The organism is Ruegeria sp. H4 (assembly GCF_056533065.1).
Genome location: NZ_JBQFOC010000002.1, coordinates 245,723 through 265,669, shown reverse-complemented (window position 1 = coordinate 265,669; position 19,947 = coordinate 245,723). Strand labels below are relative to the sequence as shown.

The following is a 19,947-nucleotide window of genomic DNA, read 5'->3' as shown; positions in this document are numbered from 1 at the left end:
AACAAGCCAAAGAGCCAGACCAATGACCAAAACCCGCCTCTATCTGTATGACACAACCCTACGCGACGGGCAGCAAACGCAAGGGGTTCAATTCTCGACTGCTGAGAAGGTGCAGATCGCGCAGGCGTTGGACGAGTTGGGTGTCGACTACATCGAGGGCGGCTGGCCCGGGGCGAATCCGACCGACAGCGCGTTTTTTGACGTTGCACCGAAGACCTCGGCCCGGTTGACGGCGTTTGGGATGACTAAGCGCTCGGGTCGGTCGGCAGAAAATGACGACGTGCTGGCGGCGGTGATGAATGCGAGCACGCAGGCGGTCTGTCTGGTCGGCAAGTCGCATGATTATCACGTGACCCACGCGCTTGGCATCTCGCTGGAGGAGAATGTCGAGAACGTCCGCGCCTCGGTTGCACATCTGGTGGCGCAGGGGTGTGAAGCTCTGTTCGATGCCGAGCATTTCTTTGACGGTTACAAAGACAATCCGGCCTATGCGACTGAGGTCTGTCGGGCCGCACTGGATGCGGGCGCGCGTTGGGTTGTGTTGTGTGACACCAATGGCGGCGCTTTGCCCGCCGAGGTCGGACGCATTGTATCAGAGCTGATCGCAGCGGGCCTGCCGGGGGATCGTTTGGGTATACACACCCACAACGATACCGAGAATGCGGTGGCCTGTTCTTTGGCCGCTGTCGATGCGGGGGCGCGACAAATTCAAGGGACCTTGAATGGGCTAGGAGAGCGGTGTGGCAATGCGAACCTGACGGCTCTGATCCCGACCTTGTTGCTGAAGGAACCCTATGCCTCGCAGTTCGAGATCGGTGTCAGCCCTGCGGCGCTGGCCGGTCTGACACGGATCAGCCGGATGCTGGACGATATCCTGAACCGGGTGCCCAGTAAGCAGTCGGCCTATGTGGGAGCCTCGGCCTTTGCGCATAAGGCGGGGCTGCATGCCAGCGCGATCCTCAAGGATCCATCGACCTACGAACATGTCGATCCGGCAACGGTGGGCAATGCACGGATCATTCCGATGTCAAACCAGGCTGGGCAGTCGAATCTGCGCAAACGCTTGACCGAGGCCGGGCTGTCCGTGGAAAACGGAGACCCGGCTTTGGGGCGCATTCTTGAGCGGATCAAACAGCGCGAGGCCGAGGGCTATTCCTATGACACCGCGCAGGCCAGTTTCGAACTGCTGGCGCGGGATGAACTAGGGCAGTTGCGCGAGTTCTTCGAGGTCAAGCGCTACAAGGTCACCGTCGAGCGGCGCAAGAACAAGTACAACAACATGGTCAGCCTGTCCGAGGCCGTGGTTGTGGTGAAGGTCGATGGTGAAAAGAAACTGTCGGTCAGCGAGTCTCTGGACGAGCAAGGCAGTGATCGGGGGCCGGTGAACGCGCTGGCCAAGGCGCTGGCCAAGGATCTGGGGCAATATTCGCAGGTATTGGCGGATATGCGGCTGGTCGACTTCAAAGTGCGGATCACCCAGGGCGGGACCGAGGCCGTCACGCGTGTCATCATCGACAGCGAAGACGGGCAGGGGCGGCGGTGGTCCACCGTTGGGGTCAGCGCGAACATAGTCGACGCGTCCTTCGAGGCGCTGCTGGAGGCGATTCAATGGAAACTGGTGCGCGATTGTGACCCTCAGCAGGCAGCGGCAGAGTGACGGCTGCATTTGACGAGGATGTCAAAGCCTGTGCCGCTTTGGTGCACAAGGCCGATCCCGATCGGTTTCTGGCGGCAATGGCTGCTCCGGTTGCGGCGCGGGCGGTTTTGTTTCCGATCTATGCACTGAATGTCGAGGTCGCGCGCGCCCCTTGGGTGACGCAAGAGCCGATGATTGCCGAAATGCGCCTGCAATGGTGGCGCGATGCCCTGCAGGAGATCTCGCAAGGGCCCACCGTGCGGCGGCACGAGGTTGTAACGCCTCTGTCGCAGGTTCTGTCGCCTCATTTGGCCAGGATGCTTGATGAATATGTGGCGGTGCGACGGTGGGACATCTATCGCGATCCTTTTGAGGATCAGGAACATTTTGACGCCTATATCAATCACAGTTCCGGCTCGCTGCTGGTGGCCGCAGCTCAGTCCCTTGGGGCGGCAGATGAGGATGTGTTGCGCGATTTCGGCTATGGCGTGGGCGTGGCGAATTGGTTTCGCGCGATCCCAGAGCTTGAGGCGCGTGGGCGTATACCATTGCTGGATGGCAGACCCGAAGGCGTGAAGGTACTGGCAGAAGCGGCGTTGGCGCGACTGGCTCGGGCACGATCAAACCGGTCTGGAGTGTCAGATGCGGCGCGTCCGGCGCTTTATCTCGGATGGCAGGCAGAATGGATTTTGAAACGGGTGAGCGCACAGCCCGACCGGGTTGCGGTAGGTGACTTGGCGCAGAGCGAGGTGCGGCGGCGGTTGTCATTGATGTGGACTGCTGCGACTGGTCGCTGGTGATTAGGCCGGTTTCGCATCGGCAGGTCTGAGGACAAGCCACAGCAATGCGCCACCAGCCAGGGTCAACAGCGGGATCATGGCGAGATTGACGGCTGTCCAGCCTTCAACCGGTGACCCTCCGGAACAGTTCATCAATCCGCCCGATGCCAGCGAAGCAACGGTCACACCGCCGAATACCAACAGGTCGTTCAGGCCCTGCATCCGGCCACGCTCATGCACTTCGTGCGACGCGGCCAGCATGCTGGTCGCACCGATAAAGCCAAAGTTCCAGCCGATCCCCAGCAGGATCAGAGCGATGAAGAAGTTCTCCAACTCGACACCCTGCAAGGCGACAACTCCGGCACCGGCCAGGATCGCAAGGCCAAGAGCCACGATCTTTTCCACCCCAAAGCGCGCGATCAGGTGACCCGTGAAAAAGCTGGGAACATACATGGCCAGCACGTGATAGGTGACCACATCCGCCGCGTCATTGGCCGAGAAGCCGCAGCCCACAACCGCCAGTGGGGTCGAGGTCATCACAAGGTTCATCAACGCGTAGGACACCATCGCACAGATGATCGCAACAGCAATGCGCGGGGTTTTCAGCAGCTCTAGCCGCGAGCGGCCCTTGGGCGCATCTTCGGTCGGTTTCGGCGGGGTGGGGATGTCGAGAAAGAAGAACAGCGCCGATCCAATCACGTTCAGCGCGATCACTGCCACGTATGTGCCGAGGAACGGGATCACATATGACTCTGACGTCAGTTTGACGATTTGTGGTCCGATGATCGCAGCGGCCAAACCGCCTGCCATCACATAGGAAATCGCCTTGGGGCGGAACTCATCTGATGCGGTATCCGCTGCGGCAAAACGGTAAAACCCATGCGCGCTCATGTAGATACCGGTCAGCAGGCTGCCGAGCAGGAAGATCGGGAAGGACCCCAGATAAAGGCCATAGGCTCCGATAAGGCCGCCCAAGGCCCCGGCTGTTGCCCCGACAAGGAAGCCGGTCCGGCGCCCCCAACGTTGCATGATGGCCGAGACAGGCGTGGCGGCCAGCATCGATCCCAGAACGATCAGCGAGATTGGCAGGGTCGCTAGGCAGGGGTTGCTGGCCAGGGACTGGCCGGCCAATCCACCGACGATAAAGATCATCGGCATTTGCGCGCCCAAGATCGATTGCGCAGCGACCAAAACCGCTACGTTGCGTTTGGCTTGCGAGTCGTCCGGGGTGGCTGTCGTCAGTGTCATGGGCCAATGCGTATCGGTGAACGCGCCAGGGCACAAGCGGCTTGCATCTGAGGCTGATCTCCCTAACGTGCAACCCGTATCACAAGGCAGAGAGCGCATGTCCGTAGGTCGCATCATTGAAACGCCCGATTGCGTGACGGAAGGGGCCGAGTGGCTGGCCAACACCTGCCCGCGCATGGCCCATGCGATGGAGCAGACCGGCCCTTTGCCCCTGCGGCGCAAGCCCGATGGATTCGCCCAACTGCTCAGCGCGATTGTCAGCCAGCAAGTCAGCGTGGCCTCGGCCAATGCGATCTGGAAGCGCATGCAGGATGCAAAGCTGACCGGGCCGCGCAAGATCATGTGGGCCACCGATGACGATCTGCGGGCTGTAGGTCTGAGCCGTCAGAAGGTTCGATATGCGCGGGCGTTGGCTGAGGCGCGTATTGATTACAAAGCGTTACGCGACGCTCCTGATGCGGATGTTATCACGACATTGATCCAAGTTCCGGGCATCGGTGTCTGGACCGCTGAGATTTACGCGATGTTCTCGCTTGGTCGCGCGGACGTCATCGCTCCGGGTGATCTGGCCCTGCAGGAGGCCGCACGGGTGCTTTACGATCTACCCCAACGTCCAACCGACAAGGAACTGCGCCAGATGGCCGAGGCATGGTCGCCTTGGCGGTCGGTTGCGGCACGCGTTTTGTGGGCCTATTACCGGGTGGCCAAGAAAAGAGAAGGGATCAGATGACACGGGTTTTGAACGCGCTCCGGAAAGAGCCGGTTTCAGGCGACACACGCTCGGTCGTGGTGTTCGTACACGGCTATGGCGCCAACGGGGCCGATCTGCTGGGTCTTGCTGATCCGCTGGGTGAACATCTGCCCGATACGCTGTTCGTCGCGCCCGATGCACCCGAACAGATTCCCGGAATGCCAAATGGCTTTCAATGGTTTCCGATCCCTTGGATTGACGGCTCGTCCGAGGAAGAAGCGCGCCGCGGCATGGAGATGGCGAGCGACGACTTCAACGCCTTCCTCGACGCACTGATGGTGGATGAAGATGTCCTGCCCGAGCAGGTCGTTCTGTTCGGTTTCTCTCAGGGCACGATGATGAGCCTGCATGTTGCCCCGCGGCGTGAAGACCCGGTAGCCGGGATCGTTGCGTTCTCGGGCCGCTTGCTGGAACCCGATCTACTGCCCGATGAAACCGTCAGCCGGATGCCGATCTTGCTGGTTCATGGCGACGCCGATGATGTGGTTCCGCCGCAATCGCTGCCCGAGGCGGCCGAAGCCCTTCAAGCTGCTGATTTCAAAGAGGTCTATGCGCATGTGATGAAGGGAACCGGCCACGGTATCGCACCGGACGGGCTAAGTGTGGCACTGGCTTTCATGCGTGACAAGCTGAGCTTTTAGCGATGATTGCCGTTCGCCCGATTATGCCAGAGGATGTGGCCGAGGCTCGGCTTATTCTTAACGATATCATCGCGGCGGGTGGTACGACTGCATTCGAAATCCCGTTCTCGGACGCGCTGTTTGCGCAGAGCTATCTGAACGGGGCCGACAAGGTCTGTTGCCATGTCGCACTGGATCATCAAGGCGAGGTCGCGGGGTTTCAATGGCTTGGCACGCATCAGGCCTTGCCCGAGAATTGCGCCGATGTCGCCACGTTCACCCGCCGAAACCCGGTGCTGCGGGGCGCAGGCCGGGCCCTGTTTGCCGAGACTGTCAAAACGGCAGGTGCATTGGGATTTGCCGCGATCAATGCCACGATCCGAGCGGACAACCTTCTTGGCTTAAGCTATTATGAAAAAATGGGTTTCCGCGACTACTCGGTTGAATACGGCGTTCCGCTGCGGGACGGCACTCCGGTCAATCGCATATCGAAACGCTATGATCTGACGGAGGATAGATGATGCTGGTTGTCACGGGCGTTGTGGAAGTGAACGAGGCCGGGGTTGAACGGGCCCGCGAGGCTGCCCAGCAGATGGTTGCGGAAACCGTGAAAGAGACCGGCTGTCTGGTCTATGAATTCAGTCAGGTGCTGGGCCACAAAACCCGGTTTCGCGTTTACGAGGAATGGCAGGATCAAGCCGCGCTTGAGGCGCATTTTGCAACGCCTCATATGGCCGTTTTTCGCGCAACTTTGGCCGAGGTTGGTCTGATTTCCAGCGAGATTTACAAAGTTGTCGGCGGTAAGAAGCAGCCGCTCGGCTGATCTGGATCAGCCCCACAAATGGCCCTCGGCAAACTCGACCGAATTGCCTGCGGGGTCGCGGATGTAGAGTGACCGTGCGCCGCTGGGCCAGTCGAACTCGGCATCGATCGGGACATTCCAATCCAATAGGTGTTTGCGCATGGCGGCGATCTCGTCACGGGCCAGCACAAGGCAGACATGCCCCCGACCCCGCGCGCCATGAGGCGGCACGGGCAGGTCCGGGTTCAGGGGCGGTTGTTCAGTTTGATCCGGATTGAACAGCAATAGAACGGACCCGCCAACACGATAAAACACGTGCCGGTCCTTGATCCGCTGAATGCGCTCCAGCCCCAGTATTTCACCATAAAACTGTTCTGCCGCGCCCAGATCATCGACATATAGCGCAGCCTCCAGAATGCCTGACGGGGCAGGGATGTCTGGCGTAAGTTTCATGGCCGTATTCTAGCAGAAAGAAGCGGGCTGTGTCACCGCCGTGCGCATCTGTCTCGTTTACGTTGCGGGGCGGCATTCAGGTTGGGCAGGGGTAGGCTGTTCCATTGGCCGGGCTCAAGATCGTCCAAAGTCCAGTCGCCGACGCGATAGCGGATCAGGCGTAAGGTCGGCAGGCCGACAGCGGCCGTCATCCGGCGCACCTGCCGGTTCTTGCCTTCGCGGATCGTCAGCTCGATCCAGCTGTCGGGAACGGTCTTGCGCTCGCGGATCGGAGGGGTACGGGGCCAGAGGCCCTCTGGCTCATCCATCTGACGTACTTTGGCGGGGCGTGTCAGGCCATCCTTCAGCTCAACACCGTCCCTCAGCGCGTTCATTGCGCCCGCGTCAGGTTCACCTTCAACCTGAACCCAATAGGTTTTGGCCATCTTGTGCTTGGGATCCGATATCTGTGCCTGCAGTCTCCCATAATCGGTTAACAACATTAGCCCTTCGCTGTCCCGATCCAGCCGTCCTGCAGGGTAGACGCCGGGCAGGTCGATAAAGTCCGACAGGGTGCTGCGCGGCGAATCTGCATTCGCGCGGTCCGTGAATTGCGGCAGAACATCAAAGGGTTTATTGAATCGAATGAACCAGGACATGCCCCGCCATAGCCTGCAAAACACGCTGTGCGCAACCTGTGGATAACTGTCATGCGCCTGTTACGGATTCGGCTTACCCAATCAGCGACATATTGTGGAAACTCAGGGCTTGTCAGAGATTTACCACGATATATAGTTATCTTAAGACCGGGGCGGGTGCTCTCCGCTCTGGTGTCACAAACGGGCAGCTGAGAGCGAGGAGCGATTCTGTGATGGACGGAGACTTCAGGACCGAATTTGTAAGAGAGCCGGGGACGCTCAAGCATCACCCGGCCTTGGTTTTGAATGCCGATTACCGCCCCTTGTCTTACTACCCGCTGTCGCTGTGGCCCTGGCAAGAGGCGATCAAAGCCGCCTGGCTGGACAGGGTGGACATCGTGGCCGAATATGACGAAGTCGTCCGAAGCCCGAGTACCGAGATCCGAATACCCTCGGTCGTTGTTTTGAAAGACTATGTAAAACCCAGAAAGCGCGTGGCCTTCACGCGCTTTAATTTATTTCTGAGGGATGAGTTTCGCTGTCAGTACTGCGGTAGCCGGGACAATCTGACCTTTGACCATGTGGTTCCGCGCGCAGCAGGCGGGGTGACAAGCTGGCAGAACGTGGTGGCGGCGTGCAGCCCTTGCAACTTGAGGAAAGGGTCCAAATCCCTGCGTCAGGCGGGGATGTCCTTGCGCAAGCCCCCGCGCCAGCCCGATGCGGAGGCTTTGCGCAACATTGGCCGCAAATTCCCGCCAAACCACCTGCACGACAGCTGGATCGACTTCCTGTACTGGGATGCAGAACTGGATGAGTTCTAGGTTTTAGACCGCCAGGCTGCGACCCAGATCAACGCTAACCCCAAAGACATAACGGCATTCCATCCGGCCAGCGAGAGGCCCAGCATTTCCCATGGGATATCGTCGCATCGCACCAGCGGAGCAGACATAATCTGATCCAACAACTCTTCTGCGGACAACCCGCCGATGCTGCCGGATGTGCAACTGGTTGGGCCTTCCCACCAGCCTTGTTCGACACCCGCATGAAACAGGCCAATGCCTGCACTTGTTAGCGCTGCAAGTGCGCCCGCCAATGGCAGCAGGCGGACAAAGGGCAGCATCAGTGCGATCAGCCCGATGACAAATGCGGCCCCATGTGGAAAGCGTTGCCAAACACACATTTGGCAGGGTGCGAGCCCGCCGAGATATTGGAAACCCCAGGCCCCTAACAGCAATGCTGCCGAACCGCCGGCGGCGAGACCAATCAGAATACTGCGCTGTGTCATAGGTATCGCACCGCTAGAAAGCCGCCGAACAGCAGAATGATGAACAATGTGAACATCAGGCCCAGACGCTTTTCAATGAAATCGCGGATCGGTTCGCCAAATTTCCAAAGAAGGCCTGCCACAAGAAAGAACCTAAGCGCACGCGCCAGAATCGACGTCGCTATGAAGGTGCCAAGCGGCATGCCCGTCCAGCCCGACATAATGGTGATGACCTTGTAAGGGAAGGGCGTCACCCCCGCCGCCAGCACAGCCCAGAAGCCGAAATCGTTGAAGCGGGTGTTGAACTCTTCCATCGCATGGGCCTTGCCCATCGATTCCAGAATGGGTTGGCCAATGCTTTCATAGGCGAATGCTCCGATCGCATAACCCAACAAACCGCCCAGCACCGACGCAACCAGCGCAACACCCGCGATAAGCCAAGCGCGCGAAGGGCGTGCCAGAATCATCGGGATCATCAGCACATCCGGCGGGATCGGGAAAAATGAGCTTTCGATGAACGCTACAATCGCCAGCGCCCAAAGGGCATGGGGGTGCTCGGCCAGTCGAATGGTCCAGTCGTAAAGCGATCGCAACATAGTCTACTCAAATCCCGGTCTTTGCCCATGCAAGCCAAATCATGCACCCACGGACCCGTCAACTGCTGGCGGTCAAACAAACCGAAAGCTGGTTGATTTTTGCCTCTGGACCTTCCCGCGCGGGGGCGCTAATCCAGTGTCCGTGGCCCAAGTGGCGGAATGGTAGACGCAGGGGATTCAAAATCCCCCGCCTTCACGGGCGTGAGAGTTCGAGTCTCTCCTTGGGCACCACAATCTCAAGTCCTTGAAGAGTTTCTTATCTCTCTTGGTTTTATTGCGGCAGCTTTCTGGAGCCAACGTTCAAACTTCCTCAGCTCCATTCTTGGGTCTTGCCTTTTATGACGGTTCTTGCAGAGTCCATGCGGGGTCGTTTCGCGCGTCTAGGAGGTATGATGCAGAGCAAGTTTTTGATTGATGGCGTTCCTGACGGCTGTATTTGGGAGTATCCAGATCCGTCAACCTTCAAACCAAAATGGACCGAGAACATCGTTTCTGTACATGTATCTGAAAGGATACCGATTTGGTTGAAGATTTTTGAAAAGAAGTTTTCTAACAATCCCATAAACATGCTCGAGATCGGGGTTTTTAAGGGGGGCTGGGCGTCACATATTTCGACAAGCAAAACAAATGTTGCGTCATTCACGGGTGTTGACCCGTATCTGGGTGACGATTCCGATCCGTATACTGGCGCATATTGGAGCAACAAACAGGGCGCTCAATCCATCTATGAAAACACATCTCAACTTTTTGGAAAGCTCGGCTATACTCTAGACCGTTCGACGTCTCTTGATTTTGTAAAACGTCACGAACATAAACCAACCTATGACGCGATTTTCATCGATGGAGATCACAGGTTTGAAGCTTGTTTGACAGATGCGCGCATTTGCTGGCCTTTGCTGAAACCAGATGGGCTTATGATGTTTGATGACTATGCAAACTCAGATCACCCTGGTGTTACCAAAGCTGTGACACAGTTTATTTCAGAGAAGGAAGAAGAAATCGAAAGCCTGCTGTATTTTGGGTGCTTTTTCACAAACCTAAACAAGGCGATTCCGGTTCTGAATGGTCAGGTAGCGATAACCAAGAAAGCAAACTAGGTTCCGTCGTTCCAATGGTACAGTGACAGCGGACGAAAACTGTGTAGGCATCACATGTGATCGCTGATAACCCTTGCCACAGATTTGTTATCTGTTGGGTATTAGTCTGGACAGGTTTCGACTTCACAAAGCTGTACCTGAATCTAAAAACCACCTAAGTTCGCTGCGCGGATTGAATTGTGCGTTTTTATGATTCTGGGAACTAATGCCGGTTTTGTGGTGGCTTTGTTGCCAACAATCACTCAAACAGCGGCAGATGTCGCATATCGTTCACTTACAAATCTGATCCGTGCGTGGAATATTGGTTAGTGTATTGATTTGAAAGGTACGTTCCATTGGTGGGAAACTCGGAAACCGCCAAGCCCGTCGGCCAGACTGACGCGCTTGAACTTACGATTTTGATGCCTTGTCTGAACGAGGCGGAAACAATCGAGATTTGTATTAAGAAAGCGCAGGATTTTATTGAACGTGCGCAGATTAAAGGCGAGGTGCTGATTGCCGACAATGGCAGCACCGATGGTTCGATTGAAATGGCTCAGGCTCTGGATGCGCGTGTTGTGAATGTCCCGCAAAAGGGATACGGCGCGGCGCTGTCGGGCGGGATCGATGCAGCCTTGGGCACCTATGTGATCATGGGCGATGCAGATGACAGCTATGATTTCTCTAGCCTGGATCCCTTTGTCGAAGCGCTGCGGGCCGGAAACGATCTGGTCATGGGCAACCGGTTCAAAGGTGGTATCTCGGATGGTGCGATGCCATTTCTGCACAGATATCTGGGTAACCCGGTGCTCAGCTTCATTGGCCGGCTTTTGTTCAACATCAATATTGGTGATTTCCACTGCGGCTTGCGCGGATTTCGGCGTGACTCGATCCGGGATCTTCAACTGCACACTTCCGGTATGGAATTTGCCTCCGAAATGGTGACGCGATCCGCGATGTCGCGTCTGAAAATTGCTGAGGTGCCGACCACCCTGCGGCCCGATGGTCGAAGCCGCCCGCCGCATCTGCGTACTTGGCGGGATGGGTGGCGCCACCTCAAGTTTTTGCTTATGCACAATCCGCGCTGGCTGTTTGTCTATCCGGGGTTGTTTTTCAGCGTTTTGGGCGGGCTGGCCGCCCTGATCCTGATGTTCGGTCCTGTTCAGGTTGCAGGCTCGGTTGAGTTGGGCACAAACACCTTTATCGCCGCCTGTGTGATCACCATCCTTGGAACCCAGTTGCTGACCTTTGGCGCCTTGGCACGGATGATAGCGACCCGGAGCGGATTGCTGCCAGTGGGAGAGCCCAGCCGGATTCTTCGAACTTGGGCCACTACCGACAATATCGCCCTATTTGCGTTTTGGTTGTTCCTGTTCGGTGTCATCCTGTTCGGCGTGGCGTTCGGCCAATGGGCGCGCCTGGGGTTTGGGAACATCGAAAACCCGCTGCCAACACGCCTGACCGTGGCCGGGTTCAGCCTGATGGCCGTTTCGGTACAAACCGCCTTTGCCGCATTCTTGTTCGGGATTATTGAGATTCCAACTCGGGAACAGAACACCGATTCCGACTGACTTTTCCGATCTTAGGAGAATGCTGACCAACAGTTTCACAGGGCTGTCCGTGTAAGCGGGCAGCCCGCTTCGTCTTTGATGGCTTAACGGGGAAAGTTCAAAAAACAGCCTCAGATATGCTGCTTTGGCGCGATCTACGCGGGGCTGGTCTTGACATTCATTGTATCTGAATGAAACCTCGAAGATGTTGGGAGACATTGGAAAAATTCAAAAGTAGCAGCAGTTGCAGGGCAGCCGGTTCTAAGATACCAGCGCGCTCCCTCGCTATTGCAGGGATTTTGGCTTTTACCGCCCACACTAAAAAAATGGGAGTTTTTACATGAAAAACAGCAGCAAGCTTAGCCTCGGCGCGTTTGTGACCGCTGCAATGATGGCACCTGCGGCTTATGCCGAAGAATTCATCACAATCGGCACCGGCGGCGTGACTGGCGTTTACTATCCTACCGGTGGCGCGATCTGCCGTCTGGTGAACAAAGGCCGCAAGGAACATGGCGTGCGCTGCTCGGTCGAATCGACCGGCGGTTCCGTTTACAACATCAACACCATCCGTGAAGGCGAGCTGGAGTTTGGTGTGGCGCAGTCTGACTGGCAGTACCACGCCTATAACGGCAGCTCGAAATTCGAAGAGGCCGGTCCTTTCGAGAACCTGCGCGCCGTCTTCTCGGTTCATCCCGAGCCGTTCACCGTTGTGGCGCGTGCCGATTCCGGCATCACCAACTTCGAAGATCTGAAGGGCAAGCGCGTTAACATCGGCAACCCCGGTTCCGGTCAGCGCGGTACTATGGAAGTGCTGCTGGGCGAAATGGGCTGGACCACCGACGATTTCGAACTGGCGACCGAGCTGAAGGCGGCCGAACAGTCGGCGGCTCTGTGCGACAACCAGATCGACGCGATGGTTTACACCGTGGGTCACCCCTCGGGCTCGATCCAGGAAGCGACCACAGCTTGCGACTCGGTTCTGGTGAACGTCAGCGGTGACGCGGTAAGCAAGCTGGTCGACGACAACTCGTTCTACCGGACTGCGACCATTCCTGGTGGCATGTACCGTGGTTCGGACGGCGACACAGTAACCTTCGGTGTGGGCGCGACTTTCGTGACCTCGGCGGATGTGTCGGATGACGCGGTTTATGCGGTTGTCAGCTCGGTCTTCGAAAACTTCGATGACTTCAAAAAGCTTCACCCGGCATTTGCGAACCTCAAGCCCGAAGAGATGATCGCGGACGGCCTGTCGGCTCCGCTGCATCCGGGCGCCGAGAAGTACTACAAAGAAAAAGGCTGGATTCAGTAAGCCAGACCTAAAGCAGGGCGCCTACGGGCGCCCTGCAACCCAAACCCGCACAAAGCGGGTATTTCAGAAGGCCAAAAATGGTCGCGACGGGGAGACATTTGCATGAGTTCCGACACACAATCCAATCGTCCGCTATCCGAAGAAGAGCTACAGGAACTAGTGGCGTCATCTGATGCGGGCGGACGTAATCCGGTCGGCAATGTCGGGATTTTCCTGGCCATTGTGGCAGCGATCTGGTCGATCTTTCAGGTCGTTTTGGCCTCGCCCATAGCGAACTATGTGCTGCCAGGCAGCATTGTGAACAACTCACGGCAGTTTCATCTGGCCTTTGCGATGTTTCTGGCCTTTGCGGCCTATCCGGCGCTGAAATCCAGCCCGCGTGACTATATCCCCATACAGGATTGGATCATGGGCCTGTTGGGCGCGTTTGTCGCGCTCTATGGCTACTTTTTCTATGACAAGATCGTCAATGCGGGCGGTCTTGCAGATGATACCGACAAATGGGTTGCATTGTGCGGTCTGCTGTTGCTGTTCGAGGCCGCGCGACGCGCGCTTGGCCCGGCAATGGCAATCATTGCAACGATTTTCCTCGCCTATGTATTCTTTGGATCTTCCGAATGGGTGCCTGAGGTTATCCGCTGGAAAGGGGCCAGCCTGAAAAAGGCGATGAGCCACATGTGGATCACGTCCGAGGGCGTGTTTGGCATCGCGCTTGGTGTCTCAACAAAATTTGTGTTCCTGTTCGTGCTGTTCGGGGCTTTGTTGGATAAGGCCGGGGCAGGAAACTACTTCATCAAGATGGCTTTCGGGGCCCTCGGCCACCTGCGGGGCGGCCCGGCCAAGGCGGCTGTTGTGGGTTCGGCGGCGACCGGTCTGATCTCTGGCTCGTCCATCGCCAACGTTGTCACCACAGGCACATTCACCATCCCGCTGATGAAGCGCGTGGGCTTTAGCAGTGAACAGGCAGGCTCGGTCGAGGTTGCCTCGTCTGTGAACGGCCAGATCATGCCGCCTGTGATGGGGGCTGCGGCCTTCCTGATGGTGGAGTATGTGGGTATTTCCTACGTTGAGGTCATCACCCATGCCTTCCTGCCGGCTGCGATCTCTTACATCGCGCTGGTCTATATCGTGCATCTGGAAGCCGTGAAGCGGAACATGCCGACGCTGGGCAACCGTGAGGTTCACCTTGCGCGGACCGTGGTTGGGATGCTGTCCTTCTTCATCGTCTTTGCGGGCCTATGCTACGGCTCGCAATACCCGGTCGATGCGGTCACCAGCATGGTGCCAACGGCCGCTGGCATGGTGCTGAGCCTGATCGTCTGTGCGGTCTATGTCGCTCTGCTGTATCTGGCCGCGCAGGTCCCTGACCTTGAGCCGGACGATCCAAACGCCAAAGAGGTCGAGCTGCCGGTTATCGCCGACATCTACAAGGCTGGTCTGCATTATCTGCTGCCGATCATCGTGCTGGTCTACTTCCTGATGATCGAGCAGAAATCGCCGGGTCTATCGGCCTTCTGGGCAACGGCGCTGCTGTTCGTGATCCTACTGACGCAGAAGCCGCTCAAGGCGATCTTCCGGGGCGAGAGCGAGGTCTACAACCGCTTCATCGACGGTGTTGCTGATTTGTGGCAAGGCCTGATCGACGGGGCGCGCAACATGATCGGGATTGCTCTGGCCACGGCCACCGCAGGCGTGATCGTGGGCACTGTGACCCTGACTGGTGTGGGTCAGGTAATGGCCGATCTGGTCGAGTTCCTGTCGGGCGGCAACCTGATCCTGATGTTGATCATGGTCGGTATCCTCAGCCTGATCCTGGGGATGGGCCTGCCGACCACGGCGAACTATATCGTCGTCAGCTCTCTGATGGCCGGAGTGGTTGTTGAACTGGGTGCGCAAAGCGGGCTGATCGTGCCGTTGATCGCGGTGCACCTGTTCGTATTCTACTTTGGGATCATGGCGGACGTGACGCCGCCTGTTGGTTTGGCAAGCTTCGCGGCCGCAGCCGTTTCGGGCGGTGATGCGATCAAGACCGGTTTCACCGCGTTCTTCTACAGCTTGCGGACCGTAGCACTGCCTTTCGTTTTCATCTTCAACACCGACCTTCTGTTGATCGACGTGACGTGGGTCGAAGGCATAATCGTCGCTATATTTGCAACCATCGCTATTCTGGTCTTTACGGCTGGCACGATGGGCTATTTCCTGACCCATAGCCGCATCTACGAAAGCATCGCGCTGATCTTTGTTGCCTTTGCGCTGTTCCGGCCAGATTATTTCATGGACCGCATCTCGCCTCCGTTCCAGTCGGTTGAACCCGCTGCGTTTGAAGAAACGATAGGTCAAGCACCGCCAGGGTCTGAGGTGCGACTGGTCATATCCGGCCCGGATTTCGACACGCTCGAAATGGCCGACACCACCGTTGTTGTCACCGTTGGCGACGAAGAGGGTGGCGCGGCGCGGGTCGAGGCGATGGGGCTGATCCTGATCCCCGAAGATGGACTGATCAAGCTTGAGGAGCCTCTATTTGGCACGCCTGTGGCCGATGATCTGGGTATCTTCGACTATTATGGGGATGAGCCGGTACGTCTGACCTCGGTCAGCTTGCCGTCCAGCCAGCCTCCGAAACAGTTGGTCTATATACCGGCGATGATCCTGCTGGCTCTGATCGCCTTCCTGCAACGCGGCCGGGCCGCCAGACAAGAAGAGGTGACAGCATGACCAAATCAGTTCTTTGCGCTGTCGATATCAGCAATGGCGATCTGGATAGTCCGGTTTTGAAACAAGCCGCTAGGCTGGCGGATCTGGACGGGGCGCAGCTTGATGTTGTGACCGTGCTTCCTGATTTCGGCGAAAGCTGGGTATCGGGTTTTTTCGAGCCCGACTTCCATGATAAGGCGCTGGCCGAGGCGCATGACAAGCTGGCCAACCTTTGCGTCTCAGTACTTGGAGTGGAACGCAATGCCGCTATGCGCCACGTGGTGGCGACTGGCACGGCCTATCAGGAAATCCTGAAAACAGCAGAGGGCGCCGGCTCCGACCTGATCGTGATCGGTGCCCATAAACCGGATTTCAAAGACTATCTATTGGGTCCCAATGCTGCGCGTGTGGTGCGCCACGCCACAGCCTCGGTCTACGTGGTGCGCTGATCAATACCCGGTCATTTCCAGATAGCCGCGTCCCGCGTGGCTGCCTGAGACAATGACCGGGCCTTCCCAATATTCAAATCGTGTCGCCATCCAGGCGTCCGGGATTAGGGCAGCGACATCGACGTCTAGCCCCCGATCCGGCAGGCTGACCTGCCATAGGATTGGCACATCCCGACCGGCCACTTGCGCGGCCTCAAGCGGTGTGAAGGTGACGGAGCCGTTTGGCAGTGCTTCGGTGCTGCCATCCGCATTGATCCAAGTGGCAGCCGTAAAATCGCCGCGATCCCCGCGTAGCCGAAAAGCCATCAGCTTGTCGCCATCGTCAAAACTCAGCGAGAACCAATCCCATCCGCTTTGATCTTCGGCCAAGGGTTGCGAAGACCATTCGCGATCCAGCCACGCCGAACCGCTGACGGTGACATCGCCCTGAGGCAGGTGCAACGTGCCTTCGACCGCATAAAAGGGTTGAGAATAATAGTAGCTGGCTTGCCCATCGGCGGATTTGACGGAATAACCATCCTCGCCGTGAAACACCAATGGGCCTTGGGCATTTAGGGACAGGGTGTACCCGAAATCCTCTCCGTTTGCGGTCAGGGACAGCGTGTCGAAATCCGGACCGCTCATGCGCCATTCGTCGATCCAGGCGGCGAAGGGTTCGCTCGTGACGCCTGCCTGACCTATGCCGCCGCGTGACAGGCGTTCGGCAAAGTAGTGTCGTTCAGGCGTGGTGACAGCGGCATGGCCCATCCATATCTGAGGGCTTTGCCAATCGTCGAGGTCAAAGGGTTTGAGGGCCGAGCGAAACAAGGTCCACTGGATGCCATAGTCGCGCCCGTCATCCCCTTTGAGATTGGCGGTCAGATACCACCACTCGATCCGGTAGCTGGGATGCGGCCCGTGATCCTTTGGGAACTCGAATAGAACCCCGCGCTGTGGCACGTCAAACCCGTCTGCCGATCCGCCCAAACCGGCATAGCCCTGCGCTAATAAGGGTGTCGGTAGCCAGACCAGCAGGAATAGAAGAAACGCTCTAACGTTCATTGGCAAACACTCTCAGCAAGCTGGCTGGGGGCAGTCGCAGCAATCGCAGGGCAGGCAGGGCCGCCGCGACAAATGCGGCCAGTAATGTCAGAAGGAACAGATACAACCAATCCCAAGGGAACAGGAACATTGGCAGGCGCCATCCAAAGGCCTGCACATTGATGACGGCTAGCAAGACCCAGGCCAGAACCAGCCCCAAGGGCAAAGCCAGGCAGGCGGTCAATGCGGCCAGCAGGACACTGCGCAACAGCTCGAACCCGGCCAGTTGCGCACGGTTCAGACCCAAGGCCCAGACCGGCGCGATATGGGGCAGGCGCTGCGTCCAAAGGGTAAGCAGGCTGGTCAGAATGGCAAATCCGGCAACCCCAAGGGTCAGGATATTCAAGGCAGAGGTCACGACAAAGGTATTTTCGAATATCGCCCTGGATTGCGCCTTCATCGCCGCCTGCTGAACCACGCTGCGTGGAGGCATTTCGAACTTTGTACGTAGGGATTGTGCCATCTCCGTCGCTTGATCTGGGTTCATACGAATACCGAACCGTCTTGCTTCGGCCCCCGGCGCGATCTGATCCATACGGGACATCGACACGATGGCCTGACCGGTAGGATTGCCATAGTCGGAATAGACGCCTGCAATGGGCAGAGAGGCCGTTGCAGAAAGCGCCAGAGCATCTCCGGGCCAAAGGTCCGCGCGCCGGGCCAGTTGCTCGTTAATAAGGATTGCCTGTCCTGACATCACCCGATCCCAATCGCCATCTGATCGCGCGATCAACGGCCAATGATCCCGGTAGACCGGGTCATCGACCACGCCATACAGGAACAGCGGGCCGGTTTCATGGGCCAATTCGACACTGCGGATGGGTAGAATTGCATCGACCTGAGGAGCAAGCCAATCCGTAATTTCCAGCGCTTGCCGATCATCTTCGGCGGTAACATACAGTTCCGAAGTCAGGCGTTGATCCAGCCAGCCGACAAAGGTCAGCCGGAAGCTCGATACCATCGTACCGACACCGATATTGGCCGCCAGCGCCAGCAACAGGGCCATCAGTGCCAAGGAAAGGCCAGGCAGTTGCGCCCGCATATCTGCCCAAATCCATTGAGACACCGGCCCGCGTGCTTTCCCGGCAAAGATCGTCAGGACAAGCGACAGGAACCACGGCAAAACCAGTGCCGCACCGGTCAACAGCCCAGCGAGCAGTGCAAAACCCCCAAGCAGACCACCCACGCCGAAATAGAGGGCGCATCCGAAGGCGATCAGGCAAACTCCGACCATCCCGGTCAGGCTATGTGATTGGCCGCTACCGCTCCAGGCCTGAATGCCGGGCCCTTCGAGCAGTGGCATACGTGACAGACGCCACAGCGCATGACCACTGGCCCCCAAGGTTCCGAGAAGCGCCATGGCCAGACCGGCCAGCGCCCAGCTTGGCTGCAGGCTCAGCTGCCCGGTGACAGGTGCGCCATAAAGCCCGCGTAAGGTTGCGGCCACGTCCGGCAGCAACGCACCTGCCAGAAAGAAACCCAGGATCAGGCCCAAAGCCCCGCCGATACAGGCCAGTACCGTCAGTTCGACCAACACCATCCACACCAGCCGCCGCATCGAAACGCCTAAGGCGCGCAAGGTTCGGATCATGCCGCGCCGTTGGGCAAAGGCGAGCCCGACGGTACCGTTCACAATGAATAACCCGACGGCGAACGACAGTAATCCGAAGGCGGTCAGGTTCAGGTGAAAACTGTCCGTCAGCTGCGCCGTATCGACCTGCGAGGCCGGGCTGATCTGCTGTAGCTCAGGTGCAATCTGCGACAGGGGCGGACGCTCGCGTGGCTGGTTCGGCAAAACCACAAGACGGGAAATCTTGCCGCGTTGGTCCAGTAGGGTTTCGGCCACGCCGATATCGGTCAAAATCACATCGGCAGGCAGAGACGTGCTGAGGATGATCGGCGGCAATCCTTCAACCGAAGACAATAGCGGCGCAAGGTCCGGATGAACAAACAAGCGGCCCGGAGCCGTCAAGATATCGGCCGGCTCTGGTGGATCAACGCTCTGCTCGGTTTCCGTCACCGCAGGCAAGGCAGGGTAGGCCACCATATCTACGCCCATCACCCGCAGGGTACGACCCTGGGCGCGATAAGGACCTTCCAGAACGGCAGCGACCTGCCAGCCCGCCCGGCGCAGCTCGGCATATCGGGACAAAGGGACGGGGCCGCTTGGATCGCGCAACTCATCAAACTGCCCCAAGGCCAGCTGCGCATTGGCCCGCGCATAGCTTGCGCGCGCCTCGGCGTTGATTGCTTGCACAGCAGACCACAGACCGGTTGCCAAGGCGATGCCGATCAGCAGCGTCGCCAGTTGCAGCCAATGCGCGCGCCAATGTGATAGCAGCGCCTGTATGACGGCCTTGGTCATTCGATGCGACCACCGGCCAGATGCACGCGCCGGTCGAGCCGAGCGGCAATGTCTTGTGAATGGGTCACCAAAAGCAAAGCGGCCCCGGTATCGGCAACCAGGGACAGCATCAGGTTCAGAACATTGGCACTGGCAGTTTCGTCCAGGTTACCCGTAGGCTCATCCGCCAGCAGCAGTTTGGGCCGCGCAGCCATGGCGCGGCCAATGGCAACGCGCTGTTGCTGGCCGCCAGAGAGGTTTTCGGGGAAACGATCCAGCAAATCGGACAACCCCAGTCGATCAGCCAGATGGGTGCTCCAGGCCGGGTCATGACAGCCAGCTAGGCGGGCGTGAAAGGAGAGGTTTTGCGACACCGAGAGCGACGGGATCAGGTTAAACTGTTGAAACACCAGCGAGACCTGAGTACGGCGTAGCCCTGCACGCCCTGCGTCATCAAGCGCTGTCAGGGCAACGCCATCCAGTGTGATCTCACCCGCATCGAAGCTATCCAAAGCAGCGGCTAAGTTCAGCAAGGTGGATTTGCCGCTGCCACTTTCACCGGTCAGGGCCAGTGTCTGCCCGTGATCCAGAGTCAGCGACACATCACGCAGGACAGGTCGCCCACCAGGATAGGATTTCTGCACCTTGTCGATCGTCAACAGCATGATCTGCCCCGCTT

General features: G+C 58.1%; 20 protein-coding genes and 1 tRNA gene. 13 read left to right on the top strand and 8 right to left on the bottom strand.

Going from position 1 to position 19,947, the window contains the following annotated elements; genetic code table 11:
• The first annotated feature begins 22 nt into the window (after window positions 1-22).
• Both cimA and ACR0KG_RS12780 read left to right on the top strand, forming a co-directional pair.
• Complete coding sequence (gene cimA / locus ACR0KG_RS12785) at window positions 23-1,657, top strand: citramalate synthase (protein WP_480827491.1); 1,635 nt, start codon at window positions 23-25, stop codon at window positions 1,655-1,657.
• Window positions 1,654-2,436 (top strand): squalene/phytoene synthase family protein, encoded by a 783-nt coding sequence (locus ACR0KG_RS12780; RefSeq protein WP_480549100.1) that lies wholly within the window; start codon window positions 1,654-1,656, stop codon window positions 2,434-2,436. Before cimA ends, ACR0KG_RS12780 begins: the two co-directional genes overlap by 4 nt.
• Here ACR0KG_RS12780 and ACR0KG_RS12775 read toward each other — a convergent pair whose 3' ends face one another.
• On the bottom strand, window positions 2,437-3,663 hold the full coding sequence (locus ACR0KG_RS12775; protein WP_480541304.1) for an MFS transporter: 1,227 nt from the start codon (window positions 3,661-3,663) through the stop codon (window positions 2,437-2,439).
• A gap of 97 nt (window positions 3,664-3,760) precedes the next feature.
• On the opposite strand from ACR0KG_RS12775, the gene ACR0KG_RS12770 reads away from it, so the two are divergent.
• From ACR0KG_RS12770 to ACR0KG_RS12755, 4 genes are read left to right on the top strand one after another with little or no spacing between them, the layout of a single operon-like run.
• A complete protein-coding gene (locus ACR0KG_RS12770; RefSeq protein ID WP_480549102.1) occupies window positions 3,761-4,393 on the top strand; it encodes a DNA-3-methyladenine glycosylase family protein in 633 nt (210 codons plus the stop codon).
• Window positions 4,390-5,055 carry an alpha/beta hydrolase gene (locus tag ACR0KG_RS12765; protein ID WP_480541308.1) on the top strand — a complete coding sequence of 222 codons (666 nt, stop codon included), beginning with the start codon at window positions 4,390-4,392 and terminating at the stop codon, window positions 5,053-5,055. Before ACR0KG_RS12770 ends, ACR0KG_RS12765 begins: the two co-directional genes overlap by 4 nt.
• A 2-nt stretch (window positions 5,056-5,057) precedes the next feature.
• The gene (locus ACR0KG_RS12760; protein WP_480827490.1) at window positions 5,058-5,555 is read left to right on the top strand and encodes an N-acetyltransferase family protein; all 498 of its coding nucleotides are present in this window, start codon (window positions 5,058-5,060) and stop codon (window positions 5,553-5,555) included.
• Window positions 5,552-5,857 (top strand): putative quinol monooxygenase, encoded by a 306-nt coding sequence (locus ACR0KG_RS12755; RefSeq protein WP_480827489.1) that lies wholly within the window; start codon window positions 5,552-5,554, stop codon window positions 5,855-5,857. The genes ACR0KG_RS12760 and ACR0KG_RS12755 overlap by 4 nt, the downstream gene beginning before the upstream one ends.
• A 6-nt stretch (window positions 5,858-5,863) precedes the next feature.
• On the opposite strand, the gene ACR0KG_RS12750 is transcribed toward ACR0KG_RS12755, so the two are convergent.
• Entirely contained in the window at window positions 5,864-6,289 is a 426-nt protein-coding gene (locus ACR0KG_RS12750) for a VOC family protein (protein ID WP_480549106.1), read from the bottom strand.
• Window positions 6,290-6,321: 32 nt separating this feature from the next.
• The gene (locus ACR0KG_RS12745; protein WP_480827488.1) at window positions 6,322-6,927 is read right to left on the bottom strand and encodes an rRNA large subunit pseudouridine synthase E; all 606 of its coding nucleotides are present in this window, start codon (window positions 6,925-6,927) and stop codon (window positions 6,322-6,324) included.
• A 212-nt stretch (window positions 6,928-7,139) separates the two neighbouring features.
• Here ACR0KG_RS12745 and ACR0KG_RS12740 point away from each other — a divergent pair, with 212 nt between their 5' ends.
• Window positions 7,140-7,727 carry an HNH endonuclease gene (locus tag ACR0KG_RS12740; protein WP_353007716.1) on the top strand — a complete coding sequence of 196 codons (588 nt, stop codon included), beginning with the start codon at window positions 7,140-7,142 and terminating at the stop codon, window positions 7,725-7,727.
• Here the strand turns inward: ACR0KG_RS12740 and ACR0KG_RS12735 are convergent.
• Together ACR0KG_RS12735 and ACR0KG_RS12730 are read right to left on the bottom strand one after the other, a co-directional pair.
• Window positions 7,724-8,191 carry a disulfide bond formation protein B gene (locus ACR0KG_RS12735; RefSeq protein WP_480827487.1) on the bottom strand — a complete coding sequence of 156 codons (468 nt, stop codon included), beginning with the start codon at window positions 8,189-8,191 and terminating at the stop codon, window positions 7,724-7,726. The two genes, ACR0KG_RS12740 and ACR0KG_RS12735, sit on opposite strands and share 4 nt — an antisense overlap.
• Complete coding sequence (locus ACR0KG_RS12730; protein ID WP_170532969.1) at window positions 8,188-8,766, bottom strand: YqaA family protein; 579 nt, start codon at window positions 8,764-8,766, stop codon at window positions 8,188-8,190. Before ACR0KG_RS12730 ends, ACR0KG_RS12735 begins: the two co-directional genes overlap by 4 nt.
• A 145-nt stretch (window positions 8,767-8,911) precedes the next feature.
• On the opposite strand from ACR0KG_RS12730, the gene ACR0KG_RS12725 reads away from it, so the two are divergent.
• From ACR0KG_RS12725 to ACR0KG_RS12700, 6 genes are all read left to right on the top strand, one after another.
• Window positions 8,912-8,997, top strand: a tRNA-Leu gene (locus ACR0KG_RS12725).
• 161 nt (window positions 8,998-9,158) lie between these two features.
• Complete coding sequence (locus ACR0KG_RS12720; protein ID WP_480549109.1) at window positions 9,159-9,863, top strand: class I SAM-dependent methyltransferase; 705 nt, start codon at window positions 9,159-9,161, stop codon at window positions 9,861-9,863.
• Window positions 9,864-10,201: 338 nt separating this feature from the next.
• Window positions 10,202-11,413: a glycosyltransferase family 2 protein gene (locus ACR0KG_RS12715; RefSeq protein WP_480549110.1), complete on the top strand. Its 1,212-nt coding sequence runs from the start codon at window positions 10,202-10,204 to the stop codon at window positions 11,411-11,413.
• A gap of 319 nt (window positions 11,414-11,732) precedes the next feature.
• Entirely contained in the window at window positions 11,733-12,701 is a 969-nt protein-coding gene (locus tag ACR0KG_RS12710; protein ID WP_480827486.1) for a TAXI family TRAP transporter solute-binding subunit, read from the top strand.
• A 102-nt stretch (window positions 12,702-12,803) separates the two neighbouring features.
• Window positions 12,804-15,416 (top strand): TRAP transporter permease, encoded by a 2,613-nt coding sequence (locus ACR0KG_RS12705; RefSeq protein WP_480827485.1) that lies wholly within the window; start codon window positions 12,804-12,806, stop codon window positions 15,414-15,416.
• Complete coding sequence (locus tag ACR0KG_RS12700; protein WP_480827484.1) at window positions 15,413-15,844, top strand: universal stress protein; 432 nt, start codon at window positions 15,413-15,415, stop codon at window positions 15,842-15,844. Before ACR0KG_RS12705 ends, ACR0KG_RS12700 begins: the two co-directional genes overlap by 4 nt.
• Here the strand turns inward: ACR0KG_RS12700 and ACR0KG_RS12695 are convergent, their stop codons facing one another.
• Genes ACR0KG_RS12695 through ACR0KG_RS12685 form a run of 3 tightly spaced genes read right to left on the bottom strand, consistent with a single transcriptional unit; the run spans window position 15,845 to window position 19,933 of the window.
• Window positions 15,845-16,885 (bottom strand): lipocalin-like domain-containing protein, encoded by a 1,041-nt coding sequence (locus ACR0KG_RS12695; protein WP_480827483.1) that lies wholly within the window; start codon window positions 16,883-16,885, stop codon window positions 15,845-15,847.
• On the bottom strand, window positions 16,875-19,289 hold the full coding sequence (locus tag ACR0KG_RS12690; protein WP_480827482.1) for an FtsX-like permease family protein: 2,415 nt from the start codon (window positions 19,287-19,289) through the stop codon (window positions 16,875-16,877). Before ACR0KG_RS12690 ends, ACR0KG_RS12695 begins: the two co-directional genes overlap by 11 nt.
• Entirely contained in the window at window positions 19,286-19,933 is a 648-nt protein-coding gene (locus ACR0KG_RS12685) for an ABC transporter ATP-binding protein (protein WP_480549114.1), read from the bottom strand. The genes ACR0KG_RS12690 and ACR0KG_RS12685 overlap by 4 nt, the downstream gene beginning before the upstream one ends.
• Between the last annotated feature and the right edge of the window lie 14 nt (window positions 19,934-19,947).

What these genes read in the sequence shown, in the direction of transcription:
- cimA (WP_480827491.1), top strand. Translation starts at nt 23, where the DNA reads ATGACCAAAACCCGCCTCTATCTGTATGACACAACCCTACGCGACGGG.
- ACR0KG_RS12770 (WP_480549102.1), top strand. Translation starts at nt 3,761, where the DNA reads ATGTCCGTAGGTCGCATCATTGAAACGCCCGATTGCGTGACGGAAGGG.
- ACR0KG_RS12690 (WP_480827482.1), bottom strand. Translation starts at nt 19,289, where the DNA reads ATGACCAAGGCCGTCATACAGGCGCTGCTATCACATTGGCGCGCGCAT.
- ACR0KG_RS12750 (WP_480549106.1), bottom strand. Translation starts at nt 6,289, where the DNA reads ATGAAACTTACGCCAGACATCCCTGCCCCGTCAGGCATTCTGGAGGCT.
- ACR0KG_RS12765 (WP_480541308.1), top strand. Translation starts at nt 4,390, where the DNA reads ATGACACGGGTTTTGAACGCGCTCCGGAAAGAGCCGGTTTCAGGCGAC.
- ACR0KG_RS12735 (WP_480827487.1), bottom strand. Translation starts at nt 8,191, where the DNA reads ATGACACAGCGCAGTATTCTGATTGGTCTCGCCGCCGGCGGTTCGGCA.
- ACR0KG_RS12775 (WP_480541304.1), bottom strand. Translation starts at nt 3,663, where the DNA reads ATGACACTGACGACAGCCACCCCGGACGACTCGCAAGCCAAACGCAAC.
- ACR0KG_RS12755 (WP_480827489.1), top strand. Translation starts at nt 5,552, where the DNA reads ATGATGCTGGTTGTCACGGGCGTTGTGGAAGTGAACGAGGCCGGGGTT.
- ACR0KG_RS12685 (WP_480549114.1), bottom strand. Translation starts at nt 19,933, where the DNA reads ATGCTGTTGACGATCGACAAGGTGCAGAAATCCTATCCTGGTGGGCGA.
- ACR0KG_RS12740 (WP_353007716.1), top strand. Translation starts at nt 7,140, where the DNA reads ATGGACGGAGACTTCAGGACCGAATTTGTAAGAGAGCCGGGGACGCTC.
- ACR0KG_RS12745 (WP_480827488.1), bottom strand. Translation starts at nt 6,927, where the DNA reads ATGTCCTGGTTCATTCGATTCAATAAACCCTTTGATGTTCTGCCGCAA.
- ACR0KG_RS12730 (WP_170532969.1), bottom strand. Translation starts at nt 8,766, where the DNA reads ATGTTGCGATCGCTTTACGACTGGACCATTCGACTGGCCGAGCACCCC.
- ACR0KG_RS12700 (WP_480827484.1), top strand. Translation starts at nt 15,413, where the DNA reads ATGACCAAATCAGTTCTTTGCGCTGTCGATATCAGCAATGGCGATCTG.
- ACR0KG_RS12695 (WP_480827483.1), bottom strand. Translation starts at nt 16,885, where the DNA reads ATGAACGTTAGAGCGTTTCTTCTATTCCTGCTGGTCTGGCTACCGACA.
- ACR0KG_RS12705 (WP_480827485.1), top strand. Translation starts at nt 12,804, where the DNA reads ATGAGTTCCGACACACAATCCAATCGTCCGCTATCCGAAGAAGAGCTA.
- ACR0KG_RS12760 (WP_480827490.1), top strand. Translation starts at nt 5,058, where the DNA reads ATGATTGCCGTTCGCCCGATTATGCCAGAGGATGTGGCCGAGGCTCGG.
- ACR0KG_RS12720 (WP_480549109.1), top strand. Translation starts at nt 9,159, where the DNA reads ATGCAGAGCAAGTTTTTGATTGATGGCGTTCCTGACGGCTGTATTTGG.
- ACR0KG_RS12710 (WP_480827486.1), top strand. Translation starts at nt 11,733, where the DNA reads ATGAAAAACAGCAGCAAGCTTAGCCTCGGCGCGTTTGTGACCGCTGCA.